Origin of the sequence: Variovorax endophyticus (assembly GCF_025376855.1) — a bacterium.
Taxonomy (GTDB): Bacteria; Pseudomonadota; Gammaproteobacteria; order Burkholderiales; family Burkholderiaceae_C; genus Variovorax.
Window position 1 is genome coordinate 1 of the sequence record NZ_JAHUTH010000057.1, and the last position, 25103, is coordinate 25103.

At 69.1% G+C, this 25103-nt stretch carries 22 protein-coding genes; 6 read left to right on the plus strand and 16 right to left on the minus strand.

What is annotated here, in order from left to right; all coding sequences use genetic code 11:
* Positions 1-108: 108 nt before the first annotated feature.
* From glgX to KV106_RS39215, 4 genes are all read left to right on the plus strand, one after another.
* Positions 109-2235, plus strand: coding sequence for a glycogen debranching protein GlgX (gene glgX, locus KV106_RS39200; RefSeq protein ID WP_261217804.1), 2127 nt, complete (start codon positions 109-111; stop codon positions 2233-2235).
* A gap of 97 nt (positions 2236-2332) precedes the next feature.
* A complete protein-coding gene (gene glgC, locus KV106_RS39205; RefSeq protein WP_057593834.1) occupies positions 2333-3661 on the plus strand; it encodes a glucose-1-phosphate adenylyltransferase in 1329 nt (442 codons plus the stop codon).
* Positions 3662-3669: 8 nt separating this feature from the next.
* Positions 3670-5169, plus strand: coding sequence for a glycogen synthase GlgA (gene glgA / locus KV106_RS39210; RefSeq protein WP_261217806.1), 1500 nt, complete (start codon positions 3670-3672; stop codon positions 5167-5169).
* Between the two features lie 46 nt (positions 5170-5215).
* Entirely contained in the window at positions 5216-7699 is a 2484-nt protein-coding gene (locus KV106_RS39215; RefSeq protein WP_057593833.1) for a glycogen/starch/alpha-glucan phosphorylase, read from the plus strand.
* Between the two features lie 18 nt (positions 7700-7717).
* On the opposite strand, the gene KV106_RS39220 is transcribed toward KV106_RS39215, so the two are convergent.
* From KV106_RS39220 to KV106_RS39235, 4 genes are all read right to left on the minus strand, one after another.
* Positions 7718-8185 (minus strand): ExbD/TolR family protein, encoded by a 468-nt coding sequence (locus KV106_RS39220; protein WP_057593832.1) that lies wholly within the window; start codon positions 8183-8185, stop codon positions 7718-7720.
* A 14-nt stretch (positions 8186-8199) separates the two neighbouring features.
* Positions 8200-8907: a MotA/TolQ/ExbB proton channel family protein gene (locus tag KV106_RS39225; RefSeq protein ID WP_261217810.1), complete on the minus strand. Its 708-nt coding sequence runs from the start codon at positions 8905-8907 to the stop codon at positions 8200-8202.
* A gap of 28 nt (positions 8908-8935) precedes the next feature.
* Entirely contained in the window at positions 8936-9778 is an 843-nt protein-coding gene (gene dapB, locus KV106_RS39230) for a 4-hydroxy-tetrahydrodipicolinate reductase (RefSeq protein WP_409976604.1), read from the minus strand.
* 103 nt (positions 9779-9881) lie between these two features.
* On the minus strand, positions 9882-10445 hold the full coding sequence (locus KV106_RS39235; RefSeq protein ID WP_057593830.1) for an outer membrane protein assembly factor BamE: 564 nt from the start codon (positions 10443-10445) through the stop codon (positions 9882-9884).
* An 88-nt stretch (positions 10446-10533) separates the two neighbouring features.
* Between KV106_RS39235 and fur the strand changes: the two genes are divergently transcribed.
* The gene (gene fur, locus KV106_RS39240) at positions 10534-10953 is read left to right on the plus strand and encodes a ferric iron uptake transcriptional regulator (RefSeq protein WP_057593829.1); all 420 of its coding nucleotides are present in this window, start codon (positions 10534-10536) and stop codon (positions 10951-10953) included.
* A 1-nt stretch (position 10954) separates the two neighbouring features.
* On the opposite strand, the gene hprK is transcribed toward fur, so the two are convergent.
* The 4 genes from hprK to KV106_RS39260 form a co-directional block, all read right to left on the minus strand.
* Positions 10955-11914 carry an HPr(Ser) kinase/phosphatase gene (hprK, locus tag KV106_RS39245; protein ID WP_057593828.1) on the minus strand — a complete coding sequence of 320 codons (960 nt, stop codon included), beginning with the start codon at positions 11912-11914 and terminating at the stop codon, positions 10955-10957.
* 99 nt (positions 11915-12013) lie between these two features.
* On the minus strand, positions 12014-12481 hold the full coding sequence (locus KV106_RS39250; RefSeq protein ID WP_057593827.1) for a PTS sugar transporter subunit IIA: 468 nt from the start codon (positions 12479-12481) through the stop codon (positions 12014-12016).
* Between the two features lie 209 nt (positions 12482-12690).
* Positions 12691-13020 carry a ribosome hibernation-promoting factor, HPF/YfiA family gene (hpf, locus tag KV106_RS39255; RefSeq protein WP_057593826.1) on the minus strand — a complete coding sequence of 110 codons (330 nt, stop codon included), beginning with the start codon at positions 13018-13020 and terminating at the stop codon, positions 12691-12693.
* A 346-nt stretch (positions 13021-13366) separates the two neighbouring features.
* A complete protein-coding gene (locus tag KV106_RS39260; RefSeq protein ID WP_261217817.1) occupies positions 13367-15499 on the minus strand; it encodes an ATP-dependent helicase in 2133 nt (710 codons plus the stop codon).
* Positions 15500-15730: 231 nt separating this feature from the next.
* Here KV106_RS39260 and corA point away from each other — a divergent pair, with 231 nt between their 5' ends.
* Positions 15731-16717, plus strand: a complete 987-nt coding sequence (gene corA / locus KV106_RS39265) for a magnesium/cobalt transporter CorA (RefSeq protein ID WP_057593823.1) — start codon at positions 15731-15733, stop codon at positions 16715-16717.
* Here the strand turns inward: corA and KV106_RS39270 are convergent.
* From KV106_RS39270 to KV106_RS39305, 8 genes are all read right to left on the minus strand, one after another.
* Positions 16710-17444 (minus strand): 5'-methylthioadenosine/adenosylhomocysteine nucleosidase, encoded by a 735-nt coding sequence (locus KV106_RS39270; protein ID WP_409976605.1) that lies wholly within the window; start codon positions 17442-17444, stop codon positions 16710-16712. The genes corA and KV106_RS39270 overlap by 8 nt on opposite strands.
* Before the next feature lie 39 nt (positions 17445-17483).
* Entirely contained in the window at positions 17484-19115 is a 1632-nt protein-coding gene (locus tag KV106_RS39275) for an ABC transporter substrate-binding protein (RefSeq protein ID WP_261217820.1), read from the minus strand.
* 44 nt (positions 19116-19159) lie between these two features.
* The gene (locus tag KV106_RS39280; protein ID WP_261217822.1) at positions 19160-20197 is read right to left on the minus strand and encodes a peptide ABC transporter ATP-binding protein; all 1038 of its coding nucleotides are present in this window, start codon (positions 20195-20197) and stop codon (positions 19160-19162) included.
* Entirely contained in the window at positions 20194-21231 is a 1038-nt protein-coding gene (locus tag KV106_RS39285; RefSeq protein ID WP_261217824.1) for an ABC transporter ATP-binding protein, read from the minus strand. The genes KV106_RS39280 and KV106_RS39285 overlap by 4 nt, the downstream gene beginning before the upstream one ends.
* 17 nt (positions 21232-21248) lie before the next feature.
* A complete protein-coding gene (locus tag KV106_RS39290) occupies positions 21249-22157 on the minus strand; it encodes an ABC transporter permease subunit (protein WP_261217826.1) in 909 nt (302 codons plus the stop codon).
* 4 nt (positions 22158-22161) lie between these two features.
* Positions 22162-23166, minus strand: coding sequence for an ABC transporter permease subunit (locus KV106_RS39295; protein ID WP_261217828.1), 1005 nt, complete (start codon positions 23164-23166; stop codon positions 22162-22164).
* Positions 23167-23216: 50 nt separating this feature from the next.
* Positions 23217-24896 carry a long-chain-fatty-acid--CoA ligase gene (locus KV106_RS39300; RefSeq protein WP_261217830.1) on the minus strand — a complete coding sequence of 560 codons (1680 nt, stop codon included), beginning with the start codon at positions 24894-24896 and terminating at the stop codon, positions 23217-23219.
* Positions 24897-25000: 104 nt separating this feature from the next.
* The coding region (locus KV106_RS39305; RefSeq protein WP_261217836.1) for an NAD(P)(+) transhydrogenase (Re/Si-specific) subunit beta at positions 25001-25103 on the minus strand (103 nt) is incomplete at its 5' end.

Consider the following 25103-nt stretch of genomic DNA (forward strand, 5'->3'; position numbering starts at 1 on the left):
GGGTCGCCTTTTCTTTGGTTACTTTCTTTTGGCGAAGCAAAAGAAAGTGACTCGCCCGCCGGGGCGAATTCCCGGCTCCAGCCTCAGCAAGAGAAAGCCTCACCCATCGTGCTGAACCCAGGAACCTCACACCCCCTAGGCGCCACGGCAACCCAGACAGGCGTCAACTTCGCCCTGGCAGCCCCCCACGCAGAAAAGGTAGAACTCTGCCTCTTCGACCCCACAGGCGCCCACGAACAGCAGCGACTCAAGCTCCCCGAGTTCACAGACGGCATCTGGCACGGCCAACTCCCCAGCGCCCGCCCCGGCCTCGTCTACGCCTACCGCGTCCACGGCCCCTGGTCCCCGAGCGACGGCCACCGCTTCAACCCCTCGAAGCTGCTGCTAGACCCCTACGCCCGCGAGATCGTCGGAAGCTACGACGGCAGCGACCTCTTCCACGGCCACGCCGCCGCAGACCCGACGCAGCGCGACACACGGGACAACGCCAGCATCGCCCTCAAGGCCCGCGTGGTGTCCCCATCGACCACTCGAGCCCCAGGCCACGCCCGCATCCCCGCCACCGACCGCGTCATCTGCGAGCTCCACGTCCGCAGCCACACGAAGCTGCACCCCGCCGTCCCCGCCCCCCTGCGCGGCAGCTACGCCGCCCTCGCCGAGCCGGCCGTGCTCGACCACCTGCAGCGCCTGGGCGTCACCACCCTGAGCCTGATGCCGGTGCAGCACCGCGCCGACGAGGAACGGCTGCTCGCGATGGGCCTCACGAACCACTGGGGCTACAACACCATCGGCTGGTTCGCGCCCGAGGCACGCTACTGGAGCGGCCGCCCCGGCACCACGCCGGCCGGCGAATTCCGCGCGCTGGCCGACGCGGTGCATGCGCGCGGCATGGAGCTGGTGATCGACGTGGTCTACAACCACAGCGCCGAGAGCGACGAGCTCGGCCCCACGCTGTCGCTGCGCGGCATCGACAACGCCCTCTACTACCACCTGCGCGCCGACGACCGCGCGCTCTACGAGAACTGGACCGGCACGGGCAACTGCCTGAACCTCGGCGAGCCGCGCGTGCTGCAGCTCGTGATGGACAGCCTGCGCTTCTGGGCCGGCGAGATGGGGGTCGATGGCTTCCGCTTCGACCTCGCGCCAGTGCTGGGCCGCGCCACGGCCACTGGCTTCGACCCTCGCGCGCCCTTCTTCGCGGCCATCGCGCAGGACCCGCTGCTGTCGCGCACGCTGCTGATCGCCGAGCCCTGGGACATCGGGCCCGGTGGCTACCGGCTCGGCGAATTCCCGCCGGGCTGGCTCGAATGGAACGACCGCTTCCGCGACACGCAGCGCGGCTTCTGGCTGCGCCAGGACCGCGAGGGGCGCGCGGGCCTCGGCGACTTCGCGCACCGCTTCGCGGCCTCGAGCGCGCAGTTCGCGCACGACGGGCGCTCGCCCGCCGCGAGCGTGAACTTCGTGACCGCGCACGACGGCTTCACGCTGCGCGACCTGCTGAGCTACGACACGCGCCACAACGAGGCCAACGGCGAGAACAACCGCGACGGCCATGGCCACAACCTGAGCCGCAACTGCGGCGTGGAAGGCCCGAGCGACGACCCCGCGGTGCGGGCCGAACGGCTGCGGCTCTCGCGCGCGCTGCTGGCCACGCTGATGCTGTCGCAGGGCACGCCGATGCTGCTGGCCGGCGACGAGATCGGCCACTCGCAACACGGCAACAACAACGCCTACTGCCAGGACAACGAGACCACCTGGCTGCACTGGGTCGGCAGCACCGATCCGGCCGGCGAGCCGGCTCGGCTGAGCACCTTCGTGGCGCGGCTGGCCGCGCTGCGGCGCGCGGCACCGGTGCTGCGCGGCACGCGCTGGTGGCCGGCCGATCCCGCGCCGGGCACGGCCGGCATCCGCTGGCTGCGGCCCGATGGCACGCCGATGCAGTCGCCGGACTGGGAAGGCGGCACGGCCCTTGCAATCCTGTTCGGCAGCCTGGAGGCAGGCACCGCCAAGGAGACACCGACATCGACCCCCCCCCCAGCCACACCGAAGGCAGCGCCGGCCTGGCTGCTGCTCGTGAACGCGGGCGCGCGGGCGCAGCCGTTCCGCCTGCCGCCCGGCGCCTGGCGCTGCGTCCTCGCGAGCGACCCCGCCATCGACCCGGGCCCCGAGCCCTCGGTGGTGAACGCCACCGAGGTCGAGATACCGCCCTCGAGCCTCTGGATTGCAACAACGTAGGAGCCCGCGCCGCGCGGCGGTGCTAGTGTGCAAGGGCCCGAGCGGGCACAGGCACGTACAGAAACTCTGACGACACACGAACGAACGGAGACACAGGATGGACCCCAAGACCCCCGCGGCCGCCCCCGGCGCGCCACTGCAATCGCACCAGCTCGTGCGCCGCACCATCGCGCTGGTGCTGGCCGGCGGACGCGGCTCCCGGCTCAAGCAGCTGACCGACCGGCGCGCCAAGCCGGCCGTGTATTTCGGCGGCAAGTTCCGCATCATCGATTTCGCGCTCTCCAACTGCCTCAACTCGGGCATCCGCCGCATGGCGGTGGTCACGCAGTACAAGTCGCATTCGCTGATGCGCCACCTGCAGCGCGGCTGGAGCTTCCTGCGCGCCGAACTCAACGAGATGGTCGACGTGCTGCCCGCGCAGCAGCGCATGGGCGACGAGCACTGGTACCGCGGCACGGCCGACGCGGTCTACCAGAACCTCGACATCATCCAGACCCGCTCCACGCCGCACGACTACGTGGTGGTGCTCGCGGGCGACCACATCTACAAGATGGACTACTCGATCATGGTCAAGGACCATGCCGAGAGCGGCGCCGGCTGCACCGTGGGCTGCATCGAGGTACCGCGCATGGAGGCCACGGCCTTCGGCGTGATGGCGATCGACGACAGCCGCCGCATCACCAGCTTCCTCGAGAAGCCGGCCGACCCGCCCGCGATGCCGGGCCATCCCGACGTGGCGCTGGCCAGCATGGGCATCTACGTGTTCGATTCGGCCTACCTCTACAAGCTGCTCGAGGAAGACAGCCGCGACCCGAACTCCAGCCACGACTTCGGCAAGGACATCATCCCGCGCGCGGTGGCCGAGGGCCGGGCGCTCGCGCATCCCTTCGGCATGTCCTGCGTCACGCGCGCCGCGCGCGGGCCGGATGCCAAGGCCTACTGGCGCGACGTGGGCACGATTGATGCATTCTGGGCCGCCAACCTCGACCTCGCGTCGATCACCCCGGAGCTGGACATCTATGACACCGACTGGCCGATCTGGACCTACCAGCGGCAGCTGCCTCCGGCGAAGTTCGTGCTCGACCACGACGGCCGCCATGGCATGACGGTCAACACCATCGTCTCGGGCGGCTGCATCGTCTCGGGCTCGCAGGTCAGCAGCTCGGTGCTGTTCTCGGGCGTGCGCATCCATTCGTTCTGCACCATCCACGAGGCGGTGCTGCTGCCCGACGTGGAGGTCGGGCGCGGCTGCCGGCTCAGCCGCGTGGTGATCGACCGCGCCTGCGTGATCCCCGACGAGATGGTGATCGGGGAGGACGCCGAGGCCGATGCCGCGCGCTTCGAGCGCACCGAAACGGGCGTGGTGCTGGTCACGCGCGAAATGCTCAAGCGGCTGGCGGAGCGCTCCGCGGCGCCCGCCGCCTGATGCCGCCGATGAGAGTCCTCCAGGTCAGCGCCGAACTCTTCCCCCTGCTCAAGACCGGCGGCCTGGCCGACGTCGCCGGCGCGCTGCCGCTCGCGCTGATGGCCGCGGGCCAGGACGCGCGCGTGCTGCTGCCGGGCTTCCCGGCCATCGTGGCGGGCGTGCGCGGGCTCGCGCCGGTCGCGGCCTTTTCGGCGCCCTGGGGCGAACGCTTCGGGCTGCTGGAGGGGCGCATCGAGATCGACGGTGCGCCGCCGATCCCGGCCTACGTGGTCGACGCACCCGCGCTGTTCGACCGGCCCGGCAATCCCTACGAGGACGCCAACCGGCAACCCTACGGCGACAACCACCGGCGCTTCGCGCTGCTGGGCTGGGCCGCGGCCCGGCTCGCGCAGGGGCTCGATCCGGCCTGGCTGCCCGAGGTGGTCCATGCGCACGATTGGCACGCGGGGCTCGCGCCGGCCTACATGGCCTTCGCGCGCGGCGTCGACGGGCCGCGCGTGGGCAGCGTCTTCACGGTCCACAACCTCGCCTACCAGGGCCTGTTCGCGCCCTGGCACTTCCCCGAGCTCGGCCTGCCCGCGCCGGCCTTCCAGATGAACGGGCTCGAATACCACGGCCAGCTCTCGTTCATGAAGGGCGGGCTCGCCTATGCCGACCGGCTCACCACCGTGAGCCCGACCTACGCGCGCGAGATCCAGACGCCCGACCAGGGCTGCGGCCTCGACGGCCTGCTGCGCCAGCGCGGCGGCGTGCTCGACGGCATCCTCAACGCGGTCGACGACCAGGTCTGGAACCCGGCCGCCGACCCGGCGCTGGTGCAGGGCTACCAGGCGCCCGAGGGCCGCCACATGGCGGGCAAGGCGCGCTGCAAGTCCGTGCTGCAGCACCAGCTCGGGCTGGCCGCGCGGCCCGACGCGCCGCTGTTCATCCTCGTGAGCCGGCTCACCGAACAGAAGGGCCTGCGCTTGGTGCTGCAGGGCCTCGACGCGCTGCTCGCCCAGGGCGGCCAGCTCGCGCTGCTGGGCAGCGGCGAGGCCTGGCTGGAAGACGCGTTCCGCCAGCGCGCGGCCGCCGCGCCCGACGCGGTCAGCGTCACCATCGGCTACAACGAGACGCTCGCGCACCAGCTCTTCGGCGCGGGCGACGTGACCCTCGTGCCCTCGCTGTTCGAACCCTGCGGCCTGACGCAGATGTACGGCCTCAAGTACGGCAGCCTGCCGCTGGTGCGCCGCGTCGGCGGGCTGGCCGACACGGTGGTCGACAGCACGCTCGAGGACATGGCCAGCGGCGAGGCCACCGGCTTCGTGTTCGACCGTTTCGACTCGGCGGACTACGATCGCGCGGTACGCCGCGCCTTCGCGCTCTACCAGCGCGCACCCGACTGGCGGCGCGTGCGCGGCCATGCGATGCGGCGCCCCGCCGACTGGGCCACCGCAGCCGCGCAGTACGTGGCCGTGTACCGGCAGGCACTGGCCGCGGCCCAGGCACCGACGCCCCTGCCCCACTGAAGAAGGCGCAGGCATCCGTTCAACCCGCACACAAGACACACCCACCATGACGATCGAAGACTTCGCCTACGACCATCCCGACCGCGATGTCGCGGCCTTCAAGCGCGCCGTGGCCAACAAGCTGATCTACGCGGTCGGCAAGGACCCCGTGGCCGCGAGCCAGGACGACTGGCTCTACGCCACCGCGCTCGCGGTGCGCGACCAGCTGGTGGAGCGCTGGATGGCCACCACGCGCGCCAACTATGCGCAGGACCTCAAGCGCGTGTACTACCTGTCGATGGAGTTCCTGATCGGGCGCACCTTCACCAACGCGCTGCTCGCGGTCGACCTGCACGCCACCGTGCGCGACGCGCTGGCCGACTTCGGCGTCGACATGGAGGCGCTGTCCGAGCGCGAGCCCGACGCGGCACTCGGCAACGGCGGCCTCGGCCGGCTCGCGGCCTGCTTCCTCGACTCGATGGCCACGCTCGGCGTGCCGGGCATGGGCTACGGCATCCGCTACGAGTACGGCATGTTCCGCCAGCGCATCGTCGACGGCCAGCAGGTGGAGACGCCCGACTACTGGCTCACGCGCGGCAATCCCTGGGAATTCAAGCGGCCCGAGGTCAACTACCGCGTGCGCTTCGGTGGCCGCGTGCAGAAGCGCGAGGGCACCAACGCGCCCTACGGCGCGGCCGACTGGGTCGACACCCACGACGTGCGCGCCGTGGCCTACGACACCATCATCCCGGGCTACGGCACGCAGGCCACCAACACGCTGCGCCTGTGGTCGGCGCGCGCCACCGAGGAGATCGACCTCTCGGCCTTCAACCGCGGCAACTACATGGCGGCGGTGGAGAGCAAGAACCACTCGGAGAACGTCTCGCGCGTGCTCTATCCCGACGACTCCACGCCCTCGGGCCGCGAGCTGCGGCTGCACCAGGAGTACTTCTTCTGCAGCGCCAGCGTGCAGGACCTGCTGCGGCGCTACCTGCGCAACCACACCAGCTTCGACCGGCTCTCGGAGAAGGTCAGCATCCACCTCAACGACACGCACCCGGTGCTCGCGGTGCCCGAGCTGATGCGCCTGCTGCTCGACGAGCACGGCCTGCCCTGGGACACGGCCTGGGCCCACACGCAGAAAGTGTTCAGCTACACCAACCACACGCTGATGCACGAGGCGCTCGAGACCTGGCCGGTCGAGATGCTCGGGCGCATCCTGCCGCGCCACCTGCAGATCATCTACGACATCAACGCGCGCTTCCTCGCCACCGTGACGCAGACGCACGGCAACGACGTCGAGCTGATGCGCCGGCTCTCGCTGGTCGACGAGGCCGGCGAGCGCCGCGTGCGCATGGCCTACGTGGCGGTGCTCGCGAGCCACTCGATCAACGGCGTGTCGGGGCTGCACTCGGAGCTGATGAAGCAGTCGATCTTCGCGGACTTCGCGAAGATCTTTCCCGAGCGCTTCAACAACAAGACCAACGGCGTCACGCCCAGGCGCTGGCTCGCGCAGGCCAACCCGCCGCTGGCCGCGCTGCTCGACCAGCGGCTGGGCAAGGGCTGGCGGCGCGATCTCTCGCAGCTCGAGGCGCTGCGGCCGATGGCGACGCAGCCGCCCTTCGTGCGCGCCTTCCGCCACGCCAAGCGCGAGAACAAGCTGCGGCTGGCCAACTGGATCGAGCAGCACATGAACATCGTGGTCGACACCGACGCGATGTTCGACGTGCAGGTCAAGCGCATCCACGAGTACAAGCGCCAGCTGCTCAACGTGCTGCACGTGATCGCGCGCTACCACCGCATTCTCGACGCCCAGGCCGCGGGCGGCAGCGTCGACATGGTGCCGCGCGTGGTGGTGTTCGCGGGCAAGGCGGCCTCGGCCTACGTGATGGCCAAGCAGGTGATCCGGCTCATCAACGACGTGGCCGCCACCATCAACGCCGACGCGCGCGTGGGCAAGCTCTTGAAGGTGGTGTTCCTGCCGAACTACAGCGTGAGCCTGGCCGAGATCATCATGCCGGCGGCCGACCTGTCGGAGCAGATCTCCACCGCCGGCACCGAGGCCTCGGGCACCGGCAACATGAAGTTCGCGCTCAACGGCGCGCTGACCATCGGCACGCTCGACGGCGCCAACGTCGAGATGCGAGAGAACGTCGGGCCCGAGAACATCTTCATCTTCGGCAACACCACGCCCGAGGTGGCCGAGATCCGCGCGCGCGGCTACCAGCCGCGCGACATCTACGACGGGAACGAGGAGCTGCGGCGCGTGCTCGACGCGATCCGCGACGGCGCCTTCTCGCCGGCCGAACCGGCGCGCTACCAGGGCATCTACGACGCGCTCGTGAATTGGGGCGACCACTACCTGCTGCTGGCCGACTACGCGAGCTATGTCGCGAAGCAGGCCGAGGTCGACGCGCTCTACCGCGATGCCGATGCCTGGACGCGCATGGCGATCCTCAACGTGGCGGGCATGGGCGCCTTCTCGTCGGACCGCACGATCGCCGAGTACGCGCACGACATCTGGCAGACCAAGCCCGTGGTGCTGGGCTGAGCCCGGCGCCGGCCGGCGTCAGCGCGGCGTCGACGGCGGCGGCGCCTCGGTGACGAAGCCGATGCGGCTCAGGCCCGCCTTGTTGGCGATGCCCATCAGGGCCACCACGCGGCCGTAGGGCACGGTCTGGTCGGCGCGCAGCTGGACCTCGGTGTCCTTGCTGTCGGCGGCGGCCTTCTCGAGGCGGATCGCGAGTTCCTCGTCGGTCACGGGCTGGTCGTTGAGGAAGACCTTGCCCGAGGCGTCGACCGACAGGCTCACGAACTTCGGCGTGTCGTTGGGCTGGCCGGCATCGGTCTGCGGCAGGTCGAGCTTGATCGAGCTGGCCATCAGCGGCGCCGTGATGATGAAGATCACCAGCAGCACCAGCATCACGTCGACCAGCGGCGTGACGTTGATGTCGGACAGCGGCCGCTGGCCGCCGGCACCGGTGGCACGGCCACCGCCGGCGGAGCTGCTGCCGAGCGAGGTGCGTCCGAAGGCCATGGGGGCGAAGCGGTTCAGACCGGCATCGGCCGCGCGGGCGGCGGCGGGGCCGGTACCGCCGCGGGCGCTTCGCCGAAGCTGCCGAGCAGGTCGTGGGCGAAGCCTTCGAGCTCGGCCTCGACGCGGCCGATGACACGGCCGAAGACGTTGTAGGCCAGCACGGCCGGGATCGCCACCGCGAGGCCGAAGGCGGTCATCACCAGCGCTTCGCCGACCGGGCCGGCCACCTTGTCGATGGTGAAGCCGCCGGCCTGGCCCGCGATGCCCACGAGCGCGCCGTAGATGCCCCAGACCGTGCCGAGCAGGCCGACGAAGGGCGCCGTGGCGCCGACCGTGGCGAGCAGGATCTGCCCGGCCTGCAGCCGCCGCAGCGCGCCGTGCAGCGCCTCGCGCAGCACGCGCGTGAGGCGCTGGTTGCGGTCGCCCGCGGCGCCGAGGGTGGCGGCGTCTTGCGTCCGGGAGGCCACGGCCTGGCGCAGCGCCGCGACCGTGGGCAGCACCAGCGCCGAGCGGTCGAAGGCCTGCAACCGCTGTTCCGCCTCGGTGAGGCTGGTCGATTGCCAGAAGGCCGCGATGCTGCGCAGCACGTCGCGCGTGCCGCCGCGCAGCAGCCAGCCCTTCCAGAGGATCACGACCCAGCTCGAGACCGACATCGCGAGCAGCAACGCGGCCACCGAGCGGCTGACGCCGTCGCCGTGGGTCAGCAGTTCGAGGACGCTCATCGTCGGGGATGGCGAAGGGGGAGCCGTCTCAGCGCAGGCCGAGCACGTCGAACATGTCGAACAGGCCGGCGCGCTGGTCGGCCAGGAAGCGCACCGCGCGCAGGCTGCCCTGCGCGTAGTTGGCGCGGCTCGAGGACTTGTGGGCGATCTCGATGCGCTCGCCGGTGCCGGCGAACAGCACCGTGTGGTCGCCGACGATGTCGCCGCCGCGCACGGTGGCGAAACCGATGGTCGACGGGTCGCGCTCGCCGGTCACGCCTTCGCGGCCGTAGACCGCGCATTCCTTGAGGTCGCGGCCCAGCGCGTCGGCGATGACCTCGCCCATCTTGAGCGCGGTGCCCGAGGGGGCGTCGATCTTGTGGCGGTGGTGGGCCTCGACGATCTCGATGTCGTAGCCGGTGGACAGCGCCTTGGCTGCCATTTCGAGCAGCTTGAAGGTGACGTTGACGCCCACGCTCATGTTGGGCGCCATGACGATCGCGATGTCCTTCGCGATCTCGGCGATCTCGGCCTTCTGCGCGTCGCTGAAGCCGGTGGTGCCGATCACGGCCTGCACGCCGAGCTCGCGGCAGACGGCCAGGTGGGCCATCGTGCCCTCGGGGCGCGTGAAGTCGATCAGCACCTGGGCGTCCTGCAGGCCCGCGCGCAGGTCGGCCTGGATGGCCACGCCGCTGGCGAAGCCGAGGAAGGCGCCCGCGTCGCTGCCGATGGCGGGGCTGGCGGCCACGTCGAGCGCGCCGGCCAGGCGGCAGTCGAGGGCGTTGCGGACCGCCTCGATCAGCATGCGGCCCATGCGGCCCGACGCGCCGGCGACGGCAACCCGGCGCGCGGCCGGCGTGGAGGAGGAGGTGGTGGTGTTGGAGTCGGTCACGCGGATTCGGGCTTGCTTGCCGTCTAGGGACGGTGGGGACGGTGGATGAGGGAACCGCGCCGCCGCGCCAAGCCAGGTTCGGCGCGCCGGCCGGGCGCCGCTTTTAGCGCGCGGCCTCGAGCGGCGGGTAGGCGGCCGGCAGCGGGGGCAGCGTGGCGGGCGCCTTGCTCTCGGTGTCGGTGGCTTTCCGGTCGCCCTTGGGGTCGAACTTCTTGAGTTCTTCTTCCGTGGCCTCGAGCGGCGGCACCTTGCCGGTCTTCTTGCGGGTGTCGAGCGTGGCGACGAATTCTTCCTCGCTCGGCATGTCGCCGCCTTCCCAGCGCTCGAGCTGCTCGCCGTTGAAGAAGACGGTGAAGCGGCGTTCCTGCGGCTCCACGCCCTGGCGCCGGATCGTGAAGACGTAGTCCCAGCGGTTCGAATGGAAGATGTCGGTCAGCAGCGAGGTGCCAAGGATCTCGCGCACCTGCTGGCGCGACATGCCGGTCTTGAGCGCGGCGACCTGTTCCTTGGACACGAAATTGCCCTGGACCACCTCGACCTTGTAGGGAGTGACGGCCGCCAGCGCGCCACGCGAGCGCTCGCTGATACCGCTGCAGGCACCGAGGCCCAGGGTGACGGCAACGGCCGCAGCCAGCAGCCAGGGACGGCGTTGGAAAATGGCAGGCATTGGGGGAAAAGGGGGTAGCGATATGATCGGCCATTGTAGCGGCTGGCCCCTTCCGGGGCCTTTGGCTGCCCAGGGCGCAGGAACCATCATGGCCAATATCGACGAACTCAAGAACACCGGCCTCAAGGCCACCCTGCCGCGGCTGAAGATCCTGGAAATCTTCCAGACCGGCGGCCAACGCCACATGACCGCCGAGGACGTGTTCCGCGTGCTGCTCAACGAGCACTCCGACATCGGCCTGGCCACCGTCTACCGGGTGCTCACCCAGTTCGAGCAGGCCGGAATCCTCGAGCGCAGCCACTTCGAGAGCGGCAAGGCCGTCTACGAACTCAACGAAGGCACGCACCACGACCACCTGATCTGCACCGCCTGCGGCAAGGTCGAGGAGTTCTACGACGCCGAGATCGAGCGCCGCCAGCAGCTGGTGGCCAAGGACAAGGGCTGGATCCTGCAGGACCACGCCATGTCGCTCTACGGCTTGTGCGGCGACTGCGTCAAAAAGCGCTGAGCTAGTCCGCGTCGCGCGCGCTTTCCATCGCCTTGTGGTGGCGCGCCACGAAATCGGCATAGGTGTCGATGCCGCGCAGCTGCAGGATCGAATTGCGCACCGCGGCCTCGACCAGCACGGCGATGTTGCGGCCCGCCACCACCTGGATGATGACCTTGCGCACCGGGATGCCCAGCACGTCCTGCGTGAGCGGCGTCGAGGGCATGCGCTCGTAGTCGCGCTCGAAGCTGTCGCGCCGCACCAGGTGCACGATGAGCTTGAGCCGCATCTTCCGCCGCACCGCCGTCTCGCCGAAGATCGCGCGGATGTCGAGCAGGCCGATGCCGCGCACCTCGAGCAGGTTGAGCAGCAGGTCGGGGCAGCGGCCCTCGATGGTGTTCTGGTTGATGCGGTAGAGATCGACCGCGTCGTCGGCCACGAGGCCGTTGCCGCGCGAGATCAGCTCGAGGCCGAGCTCGCTCTTCCCGAGGCCCGACTCGCCCGTGATCATCACGCCCATGCCCAGGATGTCCATGAACACGCCGTGCATCGAGGTGCGCTCGGCGAAGTGCTTGGACAGGTAGGCGCGCAGCAGGTCGATCACGAAGGCCGAGGATTCGCGCGTGGCGAACAGCGGCAACTGGGCGCGCTCGCAGATCGACAGCAGCTCGTCGGGCGCGGCCTGCCCGTCGGCCAGCACCAGCATCGGCGGCTCGAGCGTGACGATGCGGGCGATGCGCCGCGCGGTGTCCTCGGGGCTGCCGCGCGTCAGGTAGGCGACCTCGCGCGCGCCGAGGATCTGCACGCGGTACGGGTGGATGTAGTTGAGGTAGCCGACCAGGTCGGCGGCCGACTGGGCGCGGCTGATGACTTCGGGATCGAACTGGCGCTCGGACGCGCCGAGTCCCGCGAGCCATTCCCAGCGCAGCGAGCCGCGGAACTCCTCGAACATGGCATCGGCGCTGATGACGGTCGGCTTCATGCGTTCAGGGCGCGGCGCGCGGCACCGCTTCTTCGGAGGTGAGGGGAACGGGAGGAAAGGCAGCGCAGCTTAGCAGCAGCCACGCCCCGAGCCATGGGCTCAGGCGACTTGCGTGGAGTGCCAGCCGGCGATCAGGCCGTGCAGCGCGGCCGCGTCGGTGCTCGACTTGATCTGCTCGCGCAGGCCGGCGTCGCTCAGCAGCTCGGCGATCTCGGAGAGGATTTCGAGGTGCTTCTGCGTGGCGGCTTCGGGCACCAGCAGGAAGATCAGCAGGCCGACCGGCTGCTCGTCGGGGGCATCGAAGCCGATCGGGTTCGCGAGCTGGAACACCGCGGCCATCGGGGCCTTGAGGCCCTTGATGCGACCATGCGGAATGGCGACGCCATGACCGAGGCCGGTGGAGCCGAGGCGCTCGCGCGCGAACAGGCTGTCGGTGATCAGGGCGCGGCCCAGCCCGTGAAGGCTTTCGAACAGCAAGCCGGCTTCCTCGAAAGCACGCTTCTTGCTGGTGGCGTCAACGCTCACGAGCACTTGAGCGGGCGGCAGGATGGACGCGAGACGATTCATGGTGGGTCAGAGCGGGGGCGATTATGCACCTGCTTGGTAAAAACCCCCACTCCGCTTATCTACTTTCTGGTTACATGTTGCCCGCAGGCCTCGCTTCCCTCGACAGAGGCCCTTCAAACCCTTGATGGGCAGTCGGGAAAGCCCATGAAAAAGCCGCCCGGAGGCGGCTTCGAGAGTCTCCGGCGCGACAGCCGGGAACCCGCTTCTTCCTACATCAGGCGCTTGGGCGCGCTGTGGTGATGGTCCTGCAGGCGGTCCTTGTGGCGCACCACCTGGCGATCGAGCTTGTCGACCAGTTCATCGACCGCGGCATAGAGATCAGCGTGGCTCGACTCCGCGAACATGTCATTGCCCTTGACGTGGATGTTGCACTCGGCCCGTTGCCGGCGTTCCTTTTCCTTCTGCTTTTCCACCGTGAGGATCACCTTCACATCGACCACCTGATCGAAATGTCGGATGACCCGGTCCAGCTTGCTCGTGACGTAGGTGCGCAAGGCAGGGGTGACGTCGAGGTGATGACCGCTGATCGTCAAATTCATGAATGACCTCCTGGAATTGACGGTTGGGGAAATGACCATCGCTGCGGATGCAGCGCGGCCGGCGAAAACGGTTGTGGGGCTGGGAGAAGAAAGGGGGAGAGGGGAAAGAAGGAGAGGTGCGGGAGAGGAGAAGGTCGATTCACTATGCCCAAGCTGTCACGGTATTGCAATACCGGGGGATGCCCGGATGACGGGCTGGCGGGCCGCGCCGCATGCTCAGCTATTTCTTCCATAGCAGGCCCCAGCGGCCCCGCATGCTGCGGGCCGCGTTGCGAACCATTGCTGCCGCGCCCATCTTTCGCGGCCACCCGCGCATGTCCCTGCTGGGGAAAGGGCCGGGCGCCCTTCAGCGCCAGGCGGCGCGCATCCGGTTGCGCAGGTCGATCACCGCGGCCGGCGGCGGCACCGCGGGCGCGCGAGGCGGCGGGGGCGGCCAGGTCCGGGCTTCGAAGCGCGCGAGGTCGGCATCGGGAATGAAGCGGCTGCGGTTGGCATACAGATGCCGGTCGCCGCGCGCGGCCTGCTGCGGGATGTAGAAGCGCTGCGGCACCAGCAGGTGCAGGTGGTCGCGGGCGCGGGTCATGGCCACGTAGAGCAGGCGCCGTTCCTCCTCGAGCTCCTGCGCGCTCTGCGCCACGTCGGCCGGCATGCAGCCGTCGACCACGTTGAGCACGTGGACCGAATTCCACTCCTGCCCCTTGGCCGAATGGATGGTCGAGAGGATCAGGTAGTCCTCGTCGAGCAGCGGCGGCCCGGGCCGGTCGCTGGTGGCTTCGGGCGGGTCGAGCGTGAGCTCGGTGAGGAAGCGTTCGCGCGAGGCGTAGCCCGAGGCCATGTGCACCAGCTGCTCGACGTCGCCGCGGCGCGTGCCCGCGGTGTCGTCGTAGAGCCGCTCGAGGTGCGGCAGGTACCACTCCATCGCGATGCCCACGTCGGCCGGCCAGGCCAGCGACGGCGCGCGCAGCGCGGCATAGGCCTCGGCGAAGGCGGCCCATTCGGCGCGCGCGGCGCTCGGCGGCACGAAGTCGCGCAGGGCGATGGCCGGGTCGGCCGCCTGGTCCATCGCATCGAGCAGCTTCGCGCTGGTGGCCGGCCCGATGCCCGGGATCAGTTGCGTGACGCGAAAGCCCGCCATGCGGCCGCGCGGGTTCTGCGCGAAGCGCAGCACCGCGAGCAGGTCCTTCACGTGCGAGGCCTCGAGGAACTTGAGCCCGCCGTACTTCACGAACGGGATGTTGCGGCGCGCCAGTTCGAGCTCGAGCGGCGCGCTGTGGCTCGAGGTGCGGAACAGCACCGCCTGCGACTTGAGCGCGAGCCCGCCCTCGCGGTGCGCGAGCACCTGGTCGGCCACCCAGCAGGCCTGCTGGGCCTCGTCGGGCACGCGCACGATCTGCGGCCGCCCGGCCGAGGGCTTGTCGGTCCACAGCGTCTTGGCATGGCGCTCGGCCGCATGAGCGATGCACGCATTCGACACGTCGAGGATCGGCTGGGTGGAGCGGTAGTTGCGCTCCAGCGTGACCACGCGCGCCGGCCGCGAGAACTGCGAGGGGAAGTCGAGGATGTTGCGCACCGTCGCGCCGCGGAACGAATAGATCGACTGCGCGTCGTCGCCCACCACCGTCACGCCCCGCCCGTCGGGCTTGAGCGCGAGCAGGATCGCGGCCTGCAGCAGGTTGGTGTCCTGGTACTCGTCGACCAGCACGTGGTCGAAGCGCTCGCCCAGGTGCCGCGCCAGCGTGGGCTCCTCCATCATGCCGGCCCAGTAGAGCAGCAGGTCGTCGTAGTCGAGCACGTTCTGCTGCTGCTTGGCCTCGACGTAGGCGCCGAACAGCTGCTGCAGCTCGACGCCCCATTCTGCGCACCACGGAAAGGACTGCCTGAGCACCGACTCGAGCGGCGCGCGCGTGTTCACGCAGCGCGAATAGATCGACAGGCAGGTGCCCTTGTGCGGAAAGCGGCGCGCGCTCGAGGAGAAGCCGAGCTCGTGCCGCGCCAGCCCCATCAGGTCCTCGGCGTCGCCGCGGTCGTGGATGGTGAAGTTGTCGTCCAGCCCGATCTGCGCGGCGTACTCGCGCAGCAGCCGCGCGCCGATGCCGTGGAAGGTGCCGGCCCAGGGCAGCGCGGGCGCGGTGTGGGCCTGCAGCCCCAGCACGCGCGCGAGCACCTGGCCGGCGCGCTGCGCCATTTCCTGCGCGGCGCGGCGCGAGAAGGTCAAGAGAAGCAGCCGTTGCGGATCGACCCCGCGCGCGATCAGGTGCGCCACCCGGTGCGCCAGCGTGCTGGTCTTGCCCGAGCCGGCGCCGGCGATCACGAGCAGCGGGCCCGCATCGGCCGCGTCCGGAGCGCCACCGGCCAGCGCCTCCACCCCGTGCTCGACCGCCGCGCGCTGTTCGTCGTTGAGGCTCGCAAGGGCGGCCGCGAGGCGCTCGGCCTGGGTCGCCGGCGGATGGGAAAAGACGGGGGACGCGGCGCTCGGCATGGCCGCCACTCTACTGGATGTTCGTCCAGTCCAGCCAACTCTGCGCTCATTCGCCGATGACATAATCGCGCCTCGCTGCAACTGGAGACCGCATCATGGAAACCGCCCCGTCTCGGCAGCTTTCAACTCCCGGCTGAGCCCGGCCGACCGGCTCCGGGATTTGAAAGCGCCCCTCTTTCTCGTCCCCCGCCCGTCCGCCCCATCGCCCCAGCCATTTCTCGGGAGTGAGCCATGCTCAATATCTTCACGCTCGCCAACGGCCGCCTCGTCCAGGAAGAGATCGAGGCCCTCGAGGAGCTCTCCCGCTTCCAGCCGATCTGGGTCGACCTCGAATCGCCCACGCTCGAGGAGAAGCGCTGGATCAAGCAGTACTACGGCCTCTCGATCCCCGAGGACGCGATGGACGAGGACATCGAGGAATCGGCGCGCTTCTATGAAGAGGACAACGGCGAACTGCACATCCGCAGCGACTTCCTGATCGACGACGACGAAGCCCCGCGCGCGGTGCGCGTCGCCTTCATCCTCAACCAGCACAACACCGACCTGCGCAGCCGCGGCGTGCTGTTCTCGATCCACGACGAGGACGTGCCCGTGTTCCGCCTGCTGCGCATGCGCGCGCGCCGCGCCCCGGGGCTGATCGAGGACGCGAAGGAAGTGATGCTCAAGCTCTTCGACGCCGACGCCGAGTACTCGGCCGACTCGCTCGAGAACATCTACGACGAGCTCGAGGCCGCCAGCAAGAAGGTGCTCTCGGGCAACGTCAGCGACGAGCTCGCGGGCGAGGTGCTGGGCGCCATCGCGCGCCAGGAAGACCTGAACGGGCGCATCCGCCGCAACGTGATGGACACGCGCCGCGCGGTCAGCTTCATGATGCGCAGCAAGATGCTCAATGCCGAGCAGTTCGAGGAAGCGCGGCAGATCCTGCGCGACATCGAATCGCTCGACAACCACACGGCCTTCCTGTTCGACAAGATCAACTTCCTGATGGATGCGACCGTCGGTTTCATCAACATCAACCAGAACAAGACGATCAAGATCTTCTCGGTGGCCAGCGTCGCGCTGCTGCCGCCGACCCTGATCGCGAGCATCTACGGCATGAACTTCAAGTTCATGCCCGAGCTCGACTGGGCCATGGGCTATCCCTACGCCATCGTGCTGATGGCCGCGAGCGCGCTGGTGCCGATGTGGTACTTCCGCCGGCGCGGCTGGCTCAAGTAGTCGACCCGGCAGCAAGCCAGGCGCCGACCAGCGCGAGGCTGTAGCGGCTCGCGACCTCGGCGACGAAGCGCGCGAAGTCGCCATGGGCCTCGTCGTCGGCACGGTCCGAGATCGTGCGCATCGCGGCGAAGGGCACGCCGTAGTCATGGCACACCTGCGCCACCGCGGCGCCCTCCATCTCCACCGCCAGCGCATCGGGCAGCGCGCGGCGCAGCGCCTCGCTTTCGGCCGCTGTCGCGACGAAGCGGTCGCCACTGATCAGCAGGCCGCGATGCACGGTCGGCGAACGCAGGCCGAACTCGTCGACGGCGCCCTGCCCCACCAAGGCCACGGGATCGCGCAGGGTCTGCTCGGCCACGGCCGCCAGTGCATCGCCGATCGCCGCATCGGCCTTGAAACGCGCCAGGCCCATCAAGGGCACTTCGTATGTCGGAAAGAGCGGCGAGGCATCCATGTCGTGCTGTAGCAGCTCGGTCGCCACCACCACGTCGCCGACCTCGACGCCCGGCGCGAGCCCGCCCGCCACACCGCTGAAGACGATGGCGCGCACGCCGAAGCGCTCGAGCAGCAGCGTGGCCGTCACCGCGGCCGCGACCTTGCCGATGCGCGACAGCACCGCGACCACGGGTTGGCCCTGCAGGTGGCCGACCCAGAAGTCGCGGCCCGCGACGCGCACGCGCTGCTCGTCGGGCATCAGCGCGAGGAGCGCCTTGAGCTCCTCGTGCATCGCCGCGACGATCGCGATGGGTGCGGTGGCCCCCACCGCTTACTTGATGTCCACGCCGTAGAAGGTGTGGCGGCCGAAGGGGCTGAGCTTGAAGTCGATCACTTCCTTGCGCACCGGCTTGAGCTGCACCGCGTGCGCGATGGTGAACCACGGCGCCTGCTCCTTGAAGATGACTTGCGCCTTCTTGTAGAGCGCGTCGCGGTCGGCCTGCTTGGTCGCGCTCTTGGCCTTCACCACGATGTCCTCGTAGGGCTGGTAGCAGAACTTCGAGATGTTGCTGCCGCTCGCCGACTTGGCCGAGGCGCAGCCCAACAGCGTGTAGAGGAAGTTGTCGGGGTCGCCGTTGTCGCCGGTCCAGCCCAGCATGCCCATCTGGTGCTCGCCGGCCTGCAGCCGCTTGCGGTACTCGCCCCATTCGAAGCTCTTGATCTCGGCCTTGACGTTGATCTTGGCGAGGTCGGCCTGCATCAGCTCGGCGATGCGCTTGGCGTTCGGGTTGTAGGGCCGCTGCACCGGCATGGCCCACAGGTCGGTCGAGAAGCCGTCGGGGAAGCCGGCCTGCGCCAGCAGCTTCTTCGCGGCCTCGGGATCGTAGGGGTCGTCCTTCACCGCATCGTTGTAGGACCACATGGTCGGCGGGATCGGGTTCTTCGCGGCCACGCCGGTCGAGAGGTAGACGCCGTCGATGATCGCCTTCTTGTTGATCGCCATGTTGATGGCCTTGCGCACGCGCACGTCGTCGAAGGGCTTCTTCGTCGTGTTGTACGAGAGGTAGCCGACGTTCAGGCCCGGCTGCTCGAGCACCTGCACGTTCGGATCCTTGCGGATCGCGTCGAGGTCGGCCGGGTTCGGGTAGGGCATGACGTGGCACTCGCCCTTCTGCAGCTTGGCCCAGCGCACCGAGGCGTCGGGCGTGATCGCGAACACGAGGTCGTCGATCTTGGCCTTGCCGCCCCAGTACTGCGGGAAGGCCTTGAAGCGGATGATCGCGTCCTTCTGGTACTGCACGAGGTAGAACGGACCGGTGCCGATCGGGTCCTGGTCGACCTTCTCGGGCGTGCCGGCCTTGAGCATCGCGATCGCGTACTCCTTCGACTGGATGCCCGCGTACTGCATCGCGAGGTTGGCGAGGAACGGCGCCTCGGCCTGGTTGAGCGTGATCTTCACCGTGTAGTCGTCGACGCGGTCCACCGACTTCAGCAGCTTGGGCATGCCCATGTCGTTGAAGTAGGAGTGGTTCTGGCTCGTGACCTTGAAGAAGGGATCGCTCTCCTTCCACTGGCGATCGATCATGAAGATGAAGTCGTCGGCGTTGAAGTCGCGCGTGGGCTTGAAGCTCTTGCTCGTGGTGTGCCACTTCACGCCCTTGCGCAGGTGGAAGGTGTAGACCGTGCCGTCGGCCGAGATGTCCCACTTCTCGGCCAGGCCCGGCACGACCTTGGTGCCGCCGCGCTCGAACTCGACGATGGTGTTGTAGACCTGCGTGGTCACGTCGAACGAGGTGCCGGTGGTGTTCATGCCCGGATAGAAGTTCTCGGGGCTGCCCTCGGAGCAGTAGACCAGCGTCTTGGCCGACACCGCGCCGCAGGCCAGGGTCAGCGCCGCGATCGCCACGGGTGCCAGCAGCGCCAGCCGTCGTGCGCGGCGCGGGAGGAAGGAACGGTTCGTCATGGGAACTCCTTGAGACACGGGTTGGAGAAAACGGAAAGCGGGTTTCAGGGATTCATCGCGACGGGCGCGACGAACGGCGGTGCCGACGGCAGGTCGGCGCGCACCACCGGCGCGCCTTCGAGAAAACGCTCGGCGTAGTGGCAGGCGACGCGCCGCTGGTCGAGCTCGCGCAGCACGGGCCGCTCGTCGCGGCAGCGCTGCGTGACATGCGGGCAGCGCGTGCTGAAGACGCAGCCCGTGGGCGGCGACAGCGGCGACGGCAGCTCGCCCTTGAGCACGATGCGCTGGCTGCTGAGGCCCGGCGTGGAGGCCAGCAGCGCCTGCGTGTAGGGATGCAGCGGGCGCTCGAAGATGCGCGCCTTCGGCCCCTGCTCCACCGCATGGCCGAGGTACATCACGAGCACGTCGTGCGCGATGTGGCGCACCACGCCGAGGTCGTGCGAGATGAACAGGTAGGCCAGGCCGAGTTCGGCCTGCAGGTCGGCCAGCAGGTTCAGCACCTGGGCCTGGATCGACACGTCGAGCGCCGACACCGGCTCGTCGGCCACCACCAGCCGCGGCTCGAGCATCAGGGCGCGCGCGATCGCGATGCGCTGGCGCTGGCCGCCCGAGAACATGTGCGGATAGCGGTTGGCATGCTCGGGCCGCAGGCCCACGCGCGCGAGCATCTCGCGTGCCTTGGCGGCACGCTCGGACTTGCCGAGCGTGGTGTTGATCGCGAGCGGATCCTCGAGCACCGCCGCGACCTTCTTGCGCGGATTGAGCGAGCCGTAGGGGTTCTGGAACACCAGCTGCACGGCCTGGCGCAGTTCGCGGCGCCGCTCGGACGGCGGGTTCACGGCATCGTGGCCGACCAGCGTGAGCTGGCCCGCCGTCGGCTTCTCGATCAGCGCGACCATGCGCGCGAGCGTCGATTTGCCGCAGCCCGATTCGCCGACCACCGCGAGCGTGCGGCCGCGCTCGAGCCGGAACGAGATGTCGCCCACCGCGCGCAGTTGCGCGCTCGGGCGGAACAGACCGCGGCGCACCTCGTAGATGCGCTGCAGGTTCTTCGCCTCGATCACGATCTCCGCGGCGCTCACGATGCGGCCTCCTCGACGCGCGGCAGGCGCGGCCGGTCGCGCTCGATCGCGGCCATGCGCCCGGGCTCGCCGAGCGGGAAGTGGCAGCGCACCTGCGCGCCGGGCAGCGCCTCGACGCCGCGCAGGGCCGGGCGCACCTGGCAGGCGCGCGTCGTCACGTAGCCGCAGCGCGGCGCGAACAGGCAGCCCGCGGGCCGGTCGTGCACGCCGGGCACCACGCCCGCGATGGTGGCGAGCCGGCCGTCGGGCGGCGCGCGTTCGGGCAGCGCGGCCAGGAGCGCCTCGGTGTAGGGATGCTGCGGCGTCGCGAACAGCCGGTCCACGCGCTGCTGCTCCATCACCTGGCCCGCATACATCACGGCGATGCGCTGCGCCATCTCGCTGACCACGCCCATGTTGTGCGTGATCAGCACCAGCGCCATGCCGCGCTCCTTCTGCAGGTCGCGCAGCAGGTCGAGGATCTGCGCCTGGATCGTGACGTCGAGCGCGGTGGTCGGCTCGTCGGCGATCAGCAGGCGCGGGTTGCAGGCGATCGCCATCGCGATCATCACGCGCTGGTTCATGCCGCCCGAGAGCTGGTGCGGATAGCTCGAGAGGCGCGACGACGCGGCCGGGATGCCGACCTGCTCGAGCAGTTCGGTGGCGCGCTTCTTCGCCGCGCGCCGGTCGAGCCCGAGGTGCAGGCGCAGCGTCTCCATCAGCTGGAAGCCGACGGTGAAGCAGGGGTTGAGGCTGGTGGTGGGCTCCTGGAAGATCATCGCGACCTCCTTGCCCACCAGCGCGCGGCGCGCCTTGTCGGAGATGCCGAGCAGGTCGCGGCCCGCGAAGCGCATGTGGTCGGCGCGCACGCGGCCCGGGAAGCCGATCAGCCCCATCAGCGCCATCATGGTCACGCTCTTGCCCGAGCCCGACTCGCCGACGATGCCGAGCACCTCGCCCTCCTCGAGCGAGAGGCTCACGCCGTCGACCGCATGCATCACGCCGCCCTGGGTCGGGAATTCGACGTGCAGATCCTGGATGTCGAGCAAAGGCATCGATGCGTTCCCTTGCTTCAGCGCTTGAGCTTCGGATCGAGCGCGTCGCGCAGACCGTCGCCCAGCAGGTTGAAGGCCAGCACCGCCGCGAGGATGGCGAGGCCGGGGAAGGTCACGACCCACCAGGCACGCAGCACGAACTCGCGCGCGTCGGCCAGCATGGTGCCCCACTCGGGCGACGGCGGCTGCGCGCCGAGGCCGAGGAAGCCGAGCGCGGCCGCGTCGAGGATGGCGGTGGAGATGCCGAGCGAGGCCTGCACGATCAGCGGCGCCGCGCAGTTGGGCAGCACCTCGCGGAACATCAGGCGCAGCGTGCCGGCGCCGCTGACGCGCGCCGCGGTCACGTAATCGCGCGAGACCTCGGCGATGACGGCCGCGCGCGTGATGCGCACGTAATGCGGCAGCACGACGATGGCCACGGCGAGCATCGCGTTGATGAGGCCCGGCCCGAGGATGGCCACGATCACGATCGCGAGCAGCAGGCTCGGCAGCGTGAGGATGATGTCCATCAGCCGCATGATCGCGATCTCGAGCACGCCGCGGAAGAAGCCCGCGACCAGGCCGAGCACCACGCCCACCACCACCGAGAGCGCGACCACCGCGACGCCGATCGACAGCGACAGGCGCGCGCCGTGCATCAGGCGCGAAAGGATGTCGCGGCCGATGGCGTCGGTGCCCAGCAGGTAGGTGAGCGAGCCGCCCTGCTGCCAGGCCGGCGGCTGCAGGAACACGGCGCTGTTGGTCTGGTTGGGCGCATGCGGCGCGATCCACGGCGCGAGCAGCGCGACCAGCAGCAGCACGACGATGGTCACGAGGCCGATCACCGCGCCGCGGTTGGCGGAGAACGCACTCCAGAATTCGCGCCAGGGTCCGGGCGGCATCGAGGCGGCGGGGGCCGCGTTCGCGAGGGTGTGGGTCGAGGCCATGGATTCAGCGCCGGATGCGGGGGTTGATGACGCCGTAGGTCACGTCGACCAGCAGGTTGACCAGCATCACGATGCCACCGAGCAGCAGCATGCCGCCCTGCAGCACCGGATAGTCGCGCCGGCCGATGGCCTCGATCAGCCACTTGCCGACGCCGGGCCACGAGAAGATGGTCTCGGTGAGGATGGCGCCGGTGAACAGCACGCCCACCTGCAGCCCGATCACCGTGACGACCGGGATCAGCGCATTGCGCAGCGCATGCAGGCCCACCACGCGAAAGCGCGACAGGCCCTTGGCGCGCGCGGTGCGGATGTAGTCCTCGCCGAGCACCTCGAGCATGGCCGAGCGCGTCATGCGCGCGATCACCGCCAGCGGCACCGTGCCCAGCACCACGGCCGGCAGCACGAGGTGATGCAGCGCCGACCAGAAGGCGTCGATCTCGCCGGCGCGCAAGGCATCGAGCAGCAGGAAGCCGGTGTCGGGCTCGACGTAGTACTGCACCGAGATGCGGCCCGAGACCGGCGTCCAGCCGAGCTGCACCGAGAAGAAGAGGATGAGCAGCAGGCCCCACCAGAAGATCGGCATCGAGTAGCCGGTCAGCGAGGTGGCCATCACGCCGTGGTCGAAGATCGAGTTGCGCCGCACCGCGGCGAGGATGCCCGCGGGCAACCCCAGCAACAGCGCGAACGCGATGGCGCAGATCGCGAGCTCGATGGTGGCCGGGAACAGCGCGAGGAACTCGTTCATCACCGATTCCTGCGTGATCAGCGACTTGCCGAGGTCGCCGTGCAGCACGCGCGCGATGTAGATGCCGTACTGCACGATCACCGGCTTGTCGAGGCCGTAGGCCGTGAGCAGCTCGGCATGGCGCGCGGGGTCGATCCCGCGCTCGCCGGCCATGGTCTCGATGGGGTCGCCCGGCACCAGCCGGATGAGGAAGAAGGCAAGCAGCGTCATGCCGAAGAAGGTCGGCACCAGCAAGCTCACGCGCGTGAGGAGGAAGCGAAACATCGACCCGCAATATGCAAGATCGATGCCGTGGCCCCACCCGGGCCGAACCCTTACTTTTTGGCGTCGCGCAACTCTCTGCGCAGGATCTTTCCGACCGGTGTCTTCGGCAGGTCAGTGCGAAACTCTACGATTCGCGGCTGCTTGTAACCCGTAAGGTTTGCTCTGCAATATTCGCGCACCTGCGCCTCGGTGAGCGACTCGTCCTTCTTCACGATCACGAGCTTCACGGCCTCGCCGGTCTTCTCGTCGGCAACGCCCACGGCCGCGCATTCGAGCACGCCCGGAATCTGCGCGACCACGTCCTCGATCTCGTTCGGGTACACGTTGAAGCCCGACACCAGGATCATGTCCTTCTTGCGGTCGACCACCTTGAAGTAGCCGCGCTCGTCGACCACGCCGATGTCGCCGCTCTTGAAGTAGCCGTCGCTGGTCATGACCTTCGCGGTCTCGTCGGGGCGCTGCCAGTAGCCGGCCATCACCTGCGGTCCCTTGATCGCGATCTCGCCGGGCTCGCCGAGCGCAACCTCGTTGCCGTTGTCGTCGAGCAGCTTGAGCCAGGTGCTCGGCAGCGGTACGCCGATGGTGCCGGTGTAGGCCTTGCTGTCGGTCGGGTTGCAGGTGGTCGAGGGCGAGGTCTCGGACAGGCCGTAGCCCTCGCAGATCGGGCAGCCGGTCTTCTCGAGCCAGAGCTTCGCGACCGCGGCCTGCACCGCCATGCCCCCACCCAGCGAGACCTTGAGGTTCGACCAGTCGACGGTGTTGAAGTCGGGATGGTTGGCCAGGCCGTTGAACAGCGTGTTGACCGCCGGGAAGCTGTGGACCGTGTGCTTCGACAGTTCCTTGAGCACCGCGGGCAGGTCGCGCGGATTCGGGATCAGGATCAGCTTGCCGCCCGTGCGCATGCTCAGCATCATGCCGACCGTGAACGCGAAGATGTGATAGAGCGGCAGCGCGCACACGCTCGTGGGCTGCTGGCCCGCGGGCACCTTGCGCATCACCGGCTCGTTCCAGGCCTCGGACTGCAGCACGTTGGCGATCACGTTGCGATGCAGCAGCACCGCCCCCTTCGATACGCCCGTGGTCCCGCCGGTGTACTGCAGCACCGCGACATCGTCGGCGCCGATGGCCGGCGTCTGCAGCGTGCGGCCCGCGCCCTGGTCGAGCGCATCGTTGAAGCGCACCGCGCCCGGCAGGTTGAAGGCCGGCACCAGCTTCTTGACGTTGCGCACCACGTAGTTGACGAGCGCGCCCTTGAGGAAGCCGAGCCGGTCGCCCATCGAGGCCAGCACGATGTGCTTGACCGGCGTGGCCGCGATGCACTGCTGCAGCGTGACGCCGAAGTTCTCCATGATGATGATCGCCTTCGCGCCCGAGTCCTTGAGCTGGTGCTCGAGCTCGCGCGGCGTGTACAGCGGGTTCACGTTCACGAGGATCAGGCCCGCGCGCAGGATGCCGGCCACCGCGATCGGGTACTGCGGGCAGTTGGGCATCATGGCCGCGACGCGGTCGCCCTTGGCGAGGCCCAGGCCCTGCAGGTAGGCCGCGAAGGCCTTGCTGAGCTTGTCGGTCTCGGCATAGCTCACGTCCTTGCCCATGAAGCTGTAGGCCGTGCGGTCGGCGTACTTCGAGAAGCTCTCTTCCATGAGGCCGACCAGCGACGCGTACTGCGATGGGTCGATGTCGGCAGGCACGCCTTGCGGGTAACTGCTGAGCCAGGGACGATCGGTCATGGATGTGTCTCCTCCGGAGTCGGATTGGGATGAAAACGAAAACGGCGCCTGAGCGGCGCCGTAAGGGTTTGCCCGCAGAGCGCGGGCCAGGACGGAACCTCGGCCTATTCGATGGCCTTGCCCATATCTTCCACTACTTTTTTAGCATCGCCAAAGACCATCATGGTCTTGTCCATGTAGAACAGCTCGTTGTCCAGGCCCGCGTAG